Here is a 13,053-nt window from a genome sequence, read left to right on the forward strand (position 1 = left end):
TCTCAGAGAGATACCTAACATCAACATCTGCGGAAGCAATGTAAGTTAATCCACGTTCAGGAGGATACAGCATGGAACTTTCCGATATCGATATTGTTCTCGCGGTGGCACGTTCAGGCAAAATCTCACAGGCTGCCAAAGAACTGAATTACGCACAATCCAATGTCACTACACGCATCAAAAAACTGGAGCAGGAATATCAAATCCAGCTGTTCAACCGATTTCCCAAAGGTGTTGTCCTGACCTCCAAAGGTGAGCAGTTTGTTGAGTACGCCACACGCATTCACAACCTTTTACACGATCTGAAGCAGGATATGACCGATCCCGGTGAACCTTCCGGTACGCTGAAAATCGGCATTGTAGAAACGGCGGCATCCAGCCGCTTTATGGAGATTCTGAATGAATATCAAATAACCTACCCGAAGGTGTCCATTTCACTTGTTAACGCCACTTCACCCAAAGTACTGCGCAAGAAAATACAGAACTATGAGATTGATGGTGCTTTTATCAGCGGGGCTTGTGTGAAGGAGGGTCTGAAGGTGGAATATGAGATGCAGGACACGGTTCATATCATCTCCAAGCGGATGGATACACCACCCGAAAGCCTGTGCCAAGTATCGTGGGTTGTTTTCCCCGAGGGCTGCCCGTATCGTGAAATGACCGAAGAATTTTTGCAGGAAGAAGGGTTGTCCGCTCGCAATATTATCGAAGTGAGTACGATGGAAAACCTGCTTAGCTGTGTGGAGTCTGGAATTGCTTTTACCATTATGCCGTGCAACGTTATTCACAAGAAACCGGATGAATTCTCCGTATTTGATCTCGCAGATCGCTTTACTCATACCACGACAACCTTTGTCCGCGGTGAGGATCGGTATGTCAGCAGTGCGCTGGATCAATTCATGAAGCTGCTGAACCAGAAGTGCATTACGTTTTGATATAGAGAACTTTTATAAGCAGCAGTATAGTATGTACATTCACAGCAGTCAGGAGAAGATCAGATGAAACTCATGAATCTTTTATATAGGCTCATTGATGCCCGGCGTGTCGACAACAATGCTGAACAAATGTCCTTTCCATCCCGTCCACATCATACGCTGCTTATTGTGATCAAAGGGAACTTAACCGTCAAAGTCGAAGACAAAGTCATCTCCCTATGCTCTCCTCAAGTCCTTTCCGTCCCGCCTTCTCACACCTGTAACGCAGCTACCGAGGTACAGCCTGATTTTGAATGTGTCACCTTAACCTACAATGTCTACAACGAAGAACTGGATGGCAACATGCAGCAAGTTATTGATCCACATCTTGAATGCATTGCCACTGTTGTTCCCTCAGCTCCCGTACTCGCCATTCAAATCCATGAAGGTGGGCAGAAGGAAGATCCATGGGCTGGAATGGCACGTCAGATCCTCTTTCAGGAACTGTGTCTTGTCCTATTGAAGCAGAAGAAGCAGAAATTCCAGGAAGATACAGCAATTGAAGCGGTAAGGCAGAGCCAAAAATATATCCATACACATTATCAGGAGAACTTCACACGCGAAAAACTGGCTGAAATGGCTGGACTGAGTGTCAACCGTTATTCCAGATTGTTCAAAAAAATGATTGGACAAGGCCCCATCGAATATTTGAACGCCGTACGTATCCGGGAAGCCGGTGATCTGCTACTGGCCTCAGACAACACGATCAAACAAACAGCACGCCAGGTCGGGTATGAAGATGAATTCTATTTTAGCCGAAAATTCAAAGCAACCACCGGATTGTCTCCCATGGTCTATATTAAAAAGCATCGCTCCGTAACACGTATCGCTTCACTTGCCCATCCATATACGGGGCATCTGCTTGCCCTTGGTATTGAGCCATATGCGGCACTGATTAATCCAGTCCATAGAACCTCATATGAATTCAAAAATGTGATTCAAGTGGGCAGAGATCAGCCTGATCTGGAACTATTAATGAACGCACACCCGGAACTAATCATTGGTTATGAAGGAACCGATTATGAAGAGCCCAAAAAAGCCGAATTATTTCGGCATATTGCCTCCACTTGTACCATACCTTTTGCAGGAGATTGGCGTAAACAGTTGTACTCCATTGCACAATCCGTGGGTAAAATAACAGCTGGTGAAGAATGGCTGGAACGTTATGAGTTATCGGTCAACCGAAACATATCCGGAATACAACATGCCCTGGATGACCGTCCTGTGGCTGTGGCGCAATACGAAAATGGACAGTTCCGGGTATACGGCAACCGCAATCTGGGGACGGTACTCTATGATGATTTGCAGTTATACGTACCCCAAGCTCTACACCACGTATCCCATTCCCGTTTAATGTCACTGGAACAGCTGGTCCAGTCCGATATTGAACACTTCATTCTGTTTACAAGTGGCCGAGCAGACGAGCGTGCGCACACTGTAGCGTTGCTTATGCAAAATTCAATCTGGCAGCAATGGAAGGCGGTTCGTACGAAGCAAGTCTATGAATTGGGCGATTCCTCCCCCTACTCCTGTTATACTTCCTTGGCTCATAATCTGTTTCTGAATCGGGTTAGTCAGTTGTTCCTGAGCCAAACGTCCATGCATTAAACAGGAATATCCATGGATTACGATTTGGAATGCACCTATAATTATTTTGATAATGATAATCAAAATCAGTTAAAGGGTGTGTACAACGTGTCTTTACCTAACAACCAACGCTTCTCTACCTTTTTCAAATCAGGACGATTCCTTATAACCGTTCTTCTTCTATGCAGCATGCTTGCGGGCTGTGGGACTTCCCAGAACAGCGGGAGCTCCGCTTCACCCGAATCCAATGGGGCAGAACCATCAACGGCTGAACAGGGAAGTGAGAATACACGTACCATTTCCACGATCAAAGGGGATATCGAAATTCCTGCTGAACCCCAAAAAATTGCGGGTATGCTCTACGTCTTTGCTGACCAATTACTCGCTCTCGGCATTGAACCGACAGCCATGGTAACGTATAACGATCTCGGATTCCCTGAATATCTGGCAGATCAGATGAAAGATACCACTGCCATAGGATCCGGCGAGCCTCCCAATTTTGAAGCATTGCTCCAGGCTGAGCCGGATCTCATTCTGGCCTCCAAAACGTTAAATGAAGCAAACTATGAGCAACTCTCCAAGATTGCTCCAACGATCCTTTTTGATAATGAAGAAAAAGGAGACTGGGAGCGATTCATGGAAACGGCAACCGTTCTTGGCAAAGAAAAAGAAGCCCAAGCGGTCAAAGATGCCTATGATGCCAAAGTGACCACAACCCATGATGAGCTTGCCGTAAAAGCTAAAAACGAAACGGTGGCCTACATGCGCGTACAGGATAAACAGCTTCAGTTGATTAAACCTGATGATAACTTCACTCTGTTTGGTGCTCTGGGATTAACCCCTGCTTCAGTAGACAGTGTAGACTTCCAGGGATCATGGAATGTGGCAATCTCCGAGGAAATTCTGCCTGAGCTGAACCCGGATCGACTGTTTATCATTCTTCGTCCAGGGGAAGAAAACAAGGTTGTGCTTAATAACATCATGGATACATCCATCTGGTCCAATCTGAATGCAGTCAAGAACGATCATGTATATATCGGTGATGCCAACCTGTGGTTTGCAGGATACGGTCCCATCGGTCTTAGCAAAATTATTGATGAGATCGCTGCTTCCTTCGAGTTATAGATGGACATGATGAAACCCAAAACAAGCCTTAGGCAGACCATGATCGAACGACGCACGATTCAGGAATTTAATGGCCTACCCATTCCCTTGGAAACGATTCATGAGATTCTGGAGGCCGCGATATGGGCACCTTTTCATTCCAAAAAGGAACCTTGGCGCTTCATTCTGTTTATGAATGAGGGCAGAGAGAAATTCGCGAGCGCTGTATTGAGTACACGCAATCCTGAATTTGTAGCAAAGTACGGACAACAAATCAGAGCAGCCTATTGTGAACAGACACCTGTGCATCTGGTTGTGGTTATGACAGCCAACCTGCCCTCCAAAGCGTGGGAAGAGGCTTTTGCTGCAACCTCGGCACTGATTCAGAACATACAGTTGCTCGCCTGGGAACAACACATCGGGGTCGTATGGAAGACAAGTCCTTTCAACGAAAATCCTCTATTCTGTGAAGCCATTGATGTGACATCAGAGGAAAAAATAGTAGGTACACTTCACATGGGGTATTTTAACGCTGAAGATCAACCTTTGCCCAAGCCTCGCACCCCGCTCCCTGAGCTGTTGCATCTCATTGATCACTAAATGGACTAGAGCACATTGATCTGGACCATAAAAAAGAAGGGGATGTCCTATAAGTCATGAATATGACAGGGGACATCCCTTGTTTGTGTTATTTGGTTTTAATGAACCTGAGACACGCTATTCGCCCCCATTTGCCCCGATCTGAGATCTAACGAATCACAGAGACGTTATTTCGTCGATTCGCTCGATTTTTTAGGTTTTGACAACGTTTTTGACGAAATAGCGTTACTGAGATTCTTTAAATCTTGCAAGCTCTGATGATCCGCCTTTTAAGGTGCGGTAGGTTCGTTAGCGCTTGGAGCGAGGCGGAATTCCTTTTGAGACAGACGCTTACTCCACCTTGAATCGCGCAGCCGATTCGGCCAGCTTTTGCGTCAATTGATCGATCGTATCAACCATGTTTGCCAACTGCTGCACCGTGGAAGACTGCTCCATCATGGTTGCTGTTACCTCTTCAACCGAAGCGGATACCTGCTCTCCTGAAGCGGACAAACTATGGGCTGACTCCAATACAACATCCTTGTTCTGCAACATCTCTTGCATCTGTCCTGCCATTGTAGCGATCTGTTGATTAATGACCGATACCTTCTCCAAAATCACATCAAACGCCTGACGAGTCTGCAAGACAAGCTCATCCTGTCTGGACGAGATGGTGTGAATCTCTGCAACACTTTGGTTGTTCTCGGCGACATCGGCCAGATTCTGCTCGATAATGCTGGAGATTTCCTTGGACTGGCGGGAACTCTGCTCTGCCAAATTGCGAATCTCCTCGGCTACAACTGCAAATCCTCTGCCATGCTCCCCCGCCCGTGATGCTTCAATTGAAGCATTCAATGCAAGCAGGTTGGTCTGCTTCGCAATCTGGCTGATGGCTTCCGTGATCTGACTAATACTGCCCGAACTCGTTTGAAGTTTGACGGTAATCTCAGAGATTTTCTCCACTTCCCGTTCGTTCACTTCATTAATACGCATCAGTTCATTCACGACTTCATTCCCGTTGTGGAATACCGTTTCGATCTCATCCGCTCTTGCCTTCACATCCTGTGCACTACTGTTCATGGCAGCCACTTTATCGCCAAAGGTGTTGAATTTACTTGCAATCTGCTCGGTATCTTCCGATTGAGCCTCCATCGCCTTTGCAATCCCCATGGACGTCGCCGAGGTCTCATCAATGGATCTTGCCGTCTGTCTGGATGTCTCCTCCAATTCCTGAGTGCTGGCCTGAAGAACATGAATCGAATTATTCATATCGGTAATAAGGTTCCTGTTCTGCTCCACCATAACATTGAAGCTCTCCGCCAGATCCTTGAATTCACTGTTATATCTGCCATTGGCCTTAACGGTCAGATCCCCTTGAGCAAGCTGTTTGAACAGCCCGATCAGACGAATGATAGGTCTCGTTATACTACGAGAGATCAACAATCCCACGCCAATAGCCAGAGCAATTCCAATCAAGGTCACGATAAGCATCTGGCGCTGTATATCCTCTACCGGGCGCTTAATATCATCATAATCGTCAATAATGACCACGGAGAGATCTGCACCAGGAATCTGATTGATACGATAGTAGGTATCATCTCGATCCATCGAATTGATTTTCACTTTGTCGGTGGCTCTGGCCTCCATAAGTTCCATGGCTTCCTTGTCCTCTTCCAGCGTTTGTCCCACAATGGAAGGATCCAATGAATCATACATAATGATACCGCTCCGGCTCAGCACTTCAACTCTGCCTTGACCATTAATCTGGATGTCCCCGAGTTGGCCGAGGAAAAAGCTGCTGTCCACCGACATAGCAAGCACACCCAGAATATTCCCCTCTTCATCGATGATGGGCTCCGAGAATGCAATAATGAGCTTCTTGCTATTCTTCGAAACGATCGCATCACTGATGAAGGATTTTCCCTGTATGGACTCCTGGAAATATTCCCGATCTCCCCGTGACTGTCCAATCACTTCCGGCATGGTTCCCGCCACCATGATTCCTTCCTTATCAAACACGAACAGATCTGGCTTACTTCCTTCCGTTTCCGATATACTGTCGGTCAAGATCGTATTGGCCTTATTAAAATACGGGTTCTCATCCGAGAAAAATTCTTCATCCGTCATGTCAGTTGTATTACGCAGCTCCAAGAGTTCCTTGAAGGTATTATGTACGGATATCGCATGACTCAATTGTTGCTGAAGTTGCATCGCTGTCCAAAGCCCTTCCCCAAGGCGGTCAGCCATCACATTAATTTCATCCTTGCTTTTCCTGACCACAACATCAGATGAGATCATATAACTTGTGGTCGTTGCACCAAGCAGAACCAAAACAACCAATACACTGATCATGAAAGGCAGTTTGATTTTAAGCGACATATTTTTGATCCTATGCCCTAACCCTTTTCTTTTCCCCATTTCCCACTTCTCCCCACTTCCCTGAACCATATGCATCTGAACGATGTACATACATTATCGGAAAAATCTATAGTAGAATTGATCATTTAGGGAGATATTGCCACTGTTTTCTTTTTTTCTGATAGTAACATAAAAAAATGGCCTGTCAGATCGACTATCCATCTTTGGAATGGATGTTGCCGTTATCTAACAGACCAATTACAGATTTGGTAATGATTCAATTACGTTTACTTGCGCAATCTCCGGGAACTCAATGCGTGATGACCATTCTGCAAGAATGTACTGCGCGTATTCTTCATCTGTTCGATCCGTCGCTCAGCCAGTCGATCTGCGGCAACATAGGTTGCGATGCCCTCGGTACGTGAGCTTTCGAATATTTTCTCCAGATTGGAATAGATCTCTCCGATCTTGCTCCACGCTCGATCCGCATTATAACCGTTCAGCTCATCCGCAATGTTAATGACACCACCTGCATTGATAACATAGTCAGGCGCGTAAACGATGCCCATATCATACAGTTGATCCCCATGACGGGTCTCCAGCAGCTGATTATTGGCACAGCCCGCTACAACCTTCGCTTTAAGTGTCTTAAGCGTATCGTCATTAATCGTGCCGCCCAGTGCACATGGTGCATAGATATCGCAATCCACACTAGTAATGTCTGCGGGGTCCACAGCTGTCGCGCCGAAGCGATCCACAGCCTGTTTCACCGAGTCCTTATGGATATCCGTAACGATCAGATGTGCACCTTCCTCATACAGATATTTGCACAGATGCATCGCCACATTGCCGACACCTTGGACCGCTATCGTTTTACCCTCCAGCAGGTCGGTACCAAATGCTTCTTTCGCTGCTGCCTTGATCCCCCGATATACACCCCAAGCCGTTGCAGGTGATGGGTTACCGGATGAACCATAGCTCGCCGAGATGCCTGTCACATAATCGGTTTCCTGATAGATCAGGTTCATGTCCTCTTCCGTTGTTCCCACATCTTCGGCTGTGATATAACGTCCGTTCAACCCTTGAATATATCGTCCAAACGCCCGAAACATCGCTTCGTTTTTGTCGCGCCTTGGATCTCCGATAATAACGGTTTTGCCGCCGCCCAGATTCAGGCCGGATACCGCATTCTTATATGTCATACCACGGGCAAGGCGCAGGGCGTCTTCAATGGCTGCTTCTTCTGAAGCGTAAGTCCACATCCGCGTGCCTCCCAGCGCAGGGCCGAGTGTTGTGTCGTGTATGGCGATAATTGCTTTTAACCCTGAATTTCGATCCTGGCACAGAACCAGTTCCTCATAATCGTGATGCTCCATTGCTTCAAACCAACTCATGTGCTAACCGTCTCCTCCAACCATTTTTGCGATCCAATCGCATTGTTCTCTATTCATTGACCATCCTCTATTGTACCCATGAATACCCAGTTTGTGCAAAATTACATCGCAATGTCAGAGAAGCATCGATCGATGTTTCTCATATGGCGAGAGCAAAGCGGTCGAATTTCAGATTATAATTTTATCGTCTATCCATAGAAAAACCTCTCTCCCTTACAGGAGAAAGGTACAATTCCCTCAACTGCATCAACCTATTCGCCCCAATTAGGCCACTTGATCGTTCACATTAAGGAAGCGTTTCAACCACATTGATTGGATGCAAATCGCCATCTACAGCAAATGAAGCCTGCCCCGTCTCTTCGGAAACAACCAATACAACCGCATCCGTCAATTCACTGAGTCCCAGTGCTGCCCGATGACGAGTGCCTATTTTTCGTTCATGCACTTCCGCTTGCGACAACGGCAGCACATTACCAGCGGATACGATCTGATTGCCACGAATCAGAACAGCCCCATCATGCAGAGGTGCACCGGGGATAAACAGTGATTCCAGCAACGCATGTGTCACTCTTGCATCCACAGTCACGCCTGAGTGAATGATCGACTCCAACGGAATCTCCCGTTCAATCACAATCAACGCCCCATATCTCCGGTCAGATAGATGCTGTACGCTCGATGTTAATTCGGCAAACTTCTCGGTAAAGGGTGACAGATAACAATCCAGGTAAAACGAAGAGGCGAGCACCTCAATCTGCTTAATTTCCGCTCGAATCTCTGCAAACTGCCCCAACAGACAGACACTGTCATTGTCAAAACGGGATAACGTCATGTTCATTCGATCCGCCACACGATGCAGATCTGCCTTGAGCTTCTGTCTCATCGAGGAACTGTCACAGTCTGCTTGGTGAGTCATCATTCGCCGCCTCCTCTGGTTGGGTTGGGCTTCACGCCGCATCATTAGTACCCATACCTTCCCCTCCGTAGCAGATATTTATGCAATGGCAGGGTGGTATGAGCTAATCATGTTCGTGAATGCCACTGATATAACAAGCAAAAAAAGAGCCTGTCCGCAAAACTCCACGGCCAGGCCCTATTCGCATGTTGAGTTGATGTCTACTTCACTTATTGTGCTTTTCCGTATGAACCTGCTTTAAATGTAGTTGGGTCATACCATTTGTACCCTGCCGCGGGTGCAGCCCATGGCTCAAGTTGCGGCTCGGTTGATGCAGCTGGAGCTTCCATCGAAAGCAGGCTTGTTGCCGTATCCAATGTCAGTCCTGGCACTTGTGCCAGACTGGTGTAGCTCTCTTTGACCGCGAGCCATTTCACAGTATTCACAAGGAACGTTGCATCATCCACTTCTTTGAATCCATCATAGGTCTTCTTGGTAGCACCGGTCTCTTCACGCAAATATTTCGGAGTCGCGTCTTCTACAGGTGAAGAGTCACCGATAAATGCGGCTTTGCCCGCACCAACCTTTGCAATGGCAGCATAGGCTCCTTCAGCTCGTCCACCACCGTTATATACGCCCTGATCCACGGCATTACCCCACTTGGACACACCACTTGGTACATAGACCAAGCCTTTAGCCTTGTTAGGGTCTATAATCGCAATGGTCGATCCCGCATGCATCGCTACAGAATTAACACCAGCCGTAATGCCGAAGGATTGTGCAGGTGCAACGATATCCGATGCATTTACATCTCCAAGAGCATTGTAGCGGAAACGGACACCAAAGTTCGTCGCGAGCCAGTCTGAACTCGTCACACTCTGCATCGCTGGTGATTCGGCTTCAGCCGAAGACATGCCTTTGGCTGGATTCAGGAAGGCACCGCGGCGATAGCCGTTGAATACTTCGGAAGAATCCCAGCGGTTTTTGTTGCGGTCTGCATTATAGTGATCGGAGATGAAGAAAACACTTCCTCCGTTCTGTACGTACTGCACAAGCGCAGCCTGCTCTGTCGCTTTGAACGGTACGTTGGCTTCGCCAATGACAAAGACGTCGTAATCTTTCAATTTATTATAGGTGATGGCTTGCTCACCGAATGTATACGGGATGCTGCGTTCCAGCTGATCCACGGCAAAGCCTGCGTTTCGCAAACCATTGGCAAAATCCGAAAATGCCCCGTCAATAATCCAGTCGGCAGCACCTGCTGTCTGGGCGTGGGTATTATCGAACAATACTTTCTTACCGGTACCATCCGGCAGTGTTGTGCCCGGGTTCGGTTCTGGATCAGGATTGGTTGTTCCGGAGGAAAGCGCGATGGACGTTGGGTTTTTGACTCCTGCATAGCTGTTGTAGGCACCGAGGGTTCCGGTTACGATGATCTTTTTCCCTACAAGACTGGGGTTGGACGCCAATCCATATTGCGATCGGAAAGATGAGGGAATCTGCACATCCAATAATCTGGCGTTGGTCCGCTCTGACGCTGAATCGGCAATCAGAACATTAAAATCATTGGCATACGGAGATGTAAACTTGGCTGTAAGTGACCCGGTAGCATGTCCAACAATGATTCCTTCAACCGTCGCTGTTCCTCCACCGCTCTGGGCAGCGATGGCCTGAGATACCGTAAGTGGTGCTGCAGCTTGTACCGGACTTTGCGAACCCGGCCCCAGCAGTGCGGTTGCCATCATGATAAAGACCAGGAATGCCCCGATCCAGTGCTGCCATAACGCCTTTTTCATATTCCCTTTCTCCTCCTCATAATTACCTGATAATGGGTTATCCTCCTTTAATTTAATTGTTCATATGCTGAATTCCTCTTTCTTTTTGTAAAGTTTATGAAAAAGTTTAGAAGTTGAGTCTATTGGCCCATACTGATTATCATTAGAATTCCATTTACCGAAGGAGTAAAACGATGATGAAATTGGTATTTTTGATAATCTTGTTGATTGTTCCGCTGATTATGGCTTATGTTGCTCTTCGTTCCCGGATGGTTAGACGATTGTTTCATATTCTTGCGCTGCTCTGCTTCTATAGTGCGGCAACGGTCATCGCAGGTGATGTGTATGCGACGAATGCTCATATGACCACATTCACCACCGAGATTCACCATTTCCTGCTGAATGGCTGGTTCTTGTATCCGTCTGCATATCTCGGTGTATACATTCCCTATGTGCTGTGGATGAGCCTATTTTCAGAAAAAAGTTAAATTCGTTGCGGACTTGGGATTGCATTTTGCCAGCGTTCATTGCATAATGAATATATAAATGTGATAATGATTATCATTCTTGAACTTGTCTCTTTGTAACTTTCTACTGCATATGATTTTACGATTTTATAGATAAAGGGGAACGAACATCGAATGAATACAACTCTGCAAAAGGCTGATCTGCAGCTTGACGATTATTTGGATCTTCTGAACCTGGCAACCAATCTGGGTGATACGAGATGGCAGAAGGAAATTATCCGTAAGCTGGCTTATACTTATCCCGCAGTTCAATGTAAACAACCACAATAGCATTCCACATACATCATAGATCTACATTATGGCTCATGACCGATTCATTCGTTGAATCTGTTATGGGCTATTTTTGTTGTACAATGTACAGTAAAGTTATTCAAACGTGAAGGAGGGGAACAACGATGCAATTGGAGACTGAACGACTCATCATCAGGGATATTCTGGAGACAGACTGGAAAAGTATACATAACTACACATCCATGACAGAGGTTACTCAACACACGGCATGGGGACCAAATACCGAAGAGGATACTCGAGAATACGTGCAGTTTGTGTTGGACATGCAGCAAACACAACCACGAGCGGGCTTTGAACTGGCGATATGTTTGAAAAAGGAGGGCATACTGATCGGTGGTGTTGGCCTTCACATCGAAAACACGAACGCTGAGATCGGTTATGTGCTCAATCCCGTTTATCAGGGAAAAGGGTATGCTGCCGAAGCAGCCCGAGCCATGCTTGGCTTTGGCTTCAATACACTTGGTGTACACCGAATTTATGCGAAATGCCGCCCGAACAACGAGGCTTCAGAGAACGTTATGCAGAAGATCGGTATGCAGCGTGAAGGTCTGATGCGAGAGCATTGGTTTTACAAAGGGGAATATCATGATTCGTGTCTATATTCGATTCTTGCAAAGGAATATGCACATGAACAATTTCACGGAAACTCAAAAAGCTGACTCCCATATATGGGACGCCAGCTTTTCTTTTCTTTTTCTCCGTAACGACCCCAATCGCCAATGGAGGTGAAGCCTCTGAACAAACTAATTTACAGTCGGCACAGCTCTACCGGACAGCTCGGGAATGTCGGACATCCACACATACAACGCAAGGCTGCCAGATCCCGAATCATCAGTTTGCCGTCCATCATATCCAGCGTACCTTGTTCCTTCCATGCCCCCAGCATCCGCGTTACGCTCTCCCGGGTAGCTCCAATCATCTCGGCAAGATCGGTATGGTTCAGCTTCATGTCCAGCACAATACCATCCGGTGTAACCCTGCCATACGAATTGCTGGCACGGATCAGTGTCGAAGCGAGGGCACCCGCCTTGCCATAGAGCAGCAAATCACGGAATCTCGACTGGGTAATCCGCTGCGACAGTGCCATCCATTGCAAGAATTTCAAGGCAAGGTCGCCATGTTTGCTGAGTATACTTTCCAGATCGCTAAGCGAGATAATGGCCAGTTCCCCTTTTTCCGCCATCTCTGCACTGTAGCTATGATTCAATCCGCCGATGCCGCCGAATTCACCGATGAGATCGCCGCTTTGTTGAATGGATAAAATAATTTCCTTGCCATCCTCCGTCGACTTGGTCATTTTCACTCGTCCCGAACGAATGTAGTACAGATATCCGGCTTCATCGCCTTCGAGAAAGAGACTATATCCCGACTTCACCCGTTTGGGTTGCATTTTTGCTTCAATCAGGTCCCATTGCTCAGATGTAACGAACGAAAGGATTCCGCCTGTTTCCCGTGTCATTTTGCCCGCCTCCGCTTGTTTCTGCTCTGCTCTTTGGGTTGTTCTTTCTACAAATACTGTACCCATAACCTTCGTCCCCCTCGGTGTTTCCTTATGTATCCATCATACCGCGA

12 protein-coding genes are annotated in these 13,053 nt (G+C 46.9%); 7 read left to right on the forward strand and 5 right to left on the reverse strand.

Annotated elements, in window-relative coordinates; all coding sequences use genetic code 11:
• Window positions 1-71 precede the first annotated feature (71 nt).
• From MKX68_RS09040 to MKX68_RS09055, 4 genes are all read left to right on the forward strand, one after another.
• Window positions 72-935 (forward strand): LysR family transcriptional regulator, encoded by an 864-nt coding sequence (locus MKX68_RS09040; RefSeq protein ID WP_338590235.1) that lies wholly within the window; start codon window positions 72-74, stop codon window positions 933-935.
• Between the two features lie 63 nt (window positions 936-998).
• On the forward strand, window positions 999-2,582 hold the full coding sequence (locus MKX68_RS09045) for an AraC family transcriptional regulator (RefSeq protein ID WP_340910957.1): 1,584 nt from the start codon (window positions 999-1,001) through the stop codon (window positions 2,580-2,582).
• A gap of 87 nt (window positions 2,583-2,669) precedes the next feature.
• Window positions 2,670-3,686, forward strand: coding sequence for an ABC transporter substrate-binding protein (locus tag MKX68_RS09050; RefSeq protein ID WP_340910959.1), 1,017 nt, complete (start codon window positions 2,670-2,672; stop codon window positions 3,684-3,686).
• A gap of 6 nt (window positions 3,687-3,692) precedes the next feature.
• Window positions 3,693-4,265: a nitroreductase family protein gene (locus MKX68_RS09055; RefSeq protein ID WP_340910961.1), complete on the forward strand. Its 573-nt coding sequence runs from the start codon at window positions 3,693-3,695 to the stop codon at window positions 4,263-4,265.
• Window positions 4,266-4,595: 330 nt separating this feature from the next.
• Here the strand turns inward: MKX68_RS09055 and MKX68_RS09060 are convergent, their stop codons facing one another.
• The 4 genes from MKX68_RS09060 to MKX68_RS09075 form a co-directional block, all read right to left on the reverse strand.
• Window positions 4,596-6,623: a methyl-accepting chemotaxis protein gene (locus MKX68_RS09060; RefSeq protein WP_340910963.1), complete on the reverse strand. Its 2,028-nt coding sequence runs from the start codon at window positions 6,621-6,623 to the stop codon at window positions 4,596-4,598.
• Window positions 6,624-6,889: 266 nt separating this feature from the next.
• Complete coding sequence (locus MKX68_RS09065; RefSeq protein ID WP_017691060.1) at window positions 6,890-7,996, reverse strand: Glu/Leu/Phe/Val family dehydrogenase; 1,107 nt, start codon at window positions 7,994-7,996, stop codon at window positions 6,890-6,892.
• Window positions 7,997-8,282: 286 nt separating this feature from the next.
• Window positions 8,283-8,912, reverse strand: coding sequence for a sporulation-specific diadenylate cyclase CdaS (gene cdaS / locus MKX68_RS09070; protein WP_338590224.1), 630 nt, complete (start codon window positions 8,910-8,912; stop codon window positions 8,283-8,285).
• A 206-nt stretch (window positions 8,913-9,118) separates the two neighbouring features.
• Window positions 9,119-10,633: a DUF6359 domain-containing protein gene (locus MKX68_RS09075; protein WP_339790378.1), complete on the reverse strand. Its 1,515-nt coding sequence runs from the start codon at window positions 10,631-10,633 to the stop codon at window positions 9,119-9,121.
• Window positions 10,634-10,860: 227 nt separating this feature from the next.
• On the opposite strand from MKX68_RS09075, the gene MKX68_RS09080 reads away from it, so the two are divergent.
• From MKX68_RS09080 to MKX68_RS09090, 3 genes are all read left to right on the forward strand, one after another.
• Window positions 10,861-11,151: a hypothetical protein gene (locus tag MKX68_RS09080; RefSeq protein ID WP_340910965.1), complete on the forward strand. Its 291-nt coding sequence runs from the start codon at window positions 10,861-10,863 to the stop codon at window positions 11,149-11,151.
• 153 nt (window positions 11,152-11,304) lie between these two features.
• On the forward strand, window positions 11,305-11,460 hold the full coding sequence (locus MKX68_RS09085; protein WP_017691064.1) for a hypothetical protein: 156 nt from the start codon (window positions 11,305-11,307) through the stop codon (window positions 11,458-11,460).
• 125 nt (window positions 11,461-11,585) lie between these two features.
• The gene (locus MKX68_RS09090) at window positions 11,586-12,140 is read left to right on the forward strand and encodes a GNAT family N-acetyltransferase (RefSeq protein ID WP_339786954.1); all 555 of its coding nucleotides are present in this window, start codon (window positions 11,586-11,588) and stop codon (window positions 12,138-12,140) included.
• Window positions 12,141-12,229: 89 nt separating this feature from the next.
• Here MKX68_RS09090 and MKX68_RS09095 read toward each other — a convergent pair whose 3' ends face one another.
• Window positions 12,230-13,006: a Crp/Fnr family transcriptional regulator gene (locus MKX68_RS09095; RefSeq protein ID WP_240768291.1), complete on the reverse strand. Its 777-nt coding sequence runs from the start codon at window positions 13,004-13,006 to the stop codon at window positions 12,230-12,232.
• Window positions 13,007-13,053: the final 47 nt, after the last annotated feature.

Source organism: Paenibacillus sp. FSL M8-0212 (assembly GCF_038004645.1).
GTDB lineage: Bacteria > Bacillota > Bacilli > Paenibacillales > Paenibacillaceae > Paenibacillus.

Excerpts from the sequence above, each read along its gene's own strand:
- MKX68_RS09060 (WP_340910963.1), bottom strand. The coding sequence starts at position 6,623 with ATGTCGCTTAAAATCAAACTGCCTTTCATGATCAGTGTATTGGTTGTT.
- MKX68_RS09075 (WP_339790378.1), bottom strand. The coding sequence starts at position 10,633 with ATGATGGCAACCGCACTGCTGGGGCCGGGTTCGCAAAGTCCGGTACAA.
- MKX68_RS09085 (WP_017691064.1), top strand. The coding sequence starts at position 11,305 with ATGAATACAACTCTGCAAAAGGCTGATCTGCAGCTTGACGATTATTTG.
- MKX68_RS09080 (WP_340910965.1), top strand. The coding sequence starts at position 10,861 with ATGAAATTGGTATTTTTGATAATCTTGTTGATTGTTCCGCTGATTATG.
- MKX68_RS09095 (WP_240768291.1), bottom strand. The coding sequence starts at position 13,006 with ATGGGTACAGTATTTGTAGAAAGAACAACCCAAAGAGCAGAGCAGAAA.
- MKX68_RS09045 (WP_340910957.1), top strand. The coding sequence starts at position 999 with ATGAAACTCATGAATCTTTTATATAGGCTCATTGATGCCCGGCGTGTC.
- MKX68_RS09090 (WP_339786954.1), top strand. The coding sequence starts at position 11,586 with ATGCAATTGGAGACTGAACGACTCATCATCAGGGATATTCTGGAGACA.
- cdaS (WP_338590224.1), bottom strand. The coding sequence starts at position 8,912 with ATGATGACTCACCAAGCAGACTGTGACAGTTCCTCGATGAGACAGAAG.
- MKX68_RS09065 (WP_017691060.1), bottom strand. The coding sequence starts at position 7,996 with ATGAGTTGGTTTGAAGCAATGGAGCATCACGATTATGAGGAACTGGTT.
- MKX68_RS09040 (WP_338590235.1), top strand. The coding sequence starts at position 72 with ATGGAACTTTCCGATATCGATATTGTTCTCGCGGTGGCACGTTCAGGC.
- MKX68_RS09055 (WP_340910961.1), top strand. The coding sequence starts at position 3,693 with ATGATGAAACCCAAAACAAGCCTTAGGCAGACCATGATCGAACGACGC.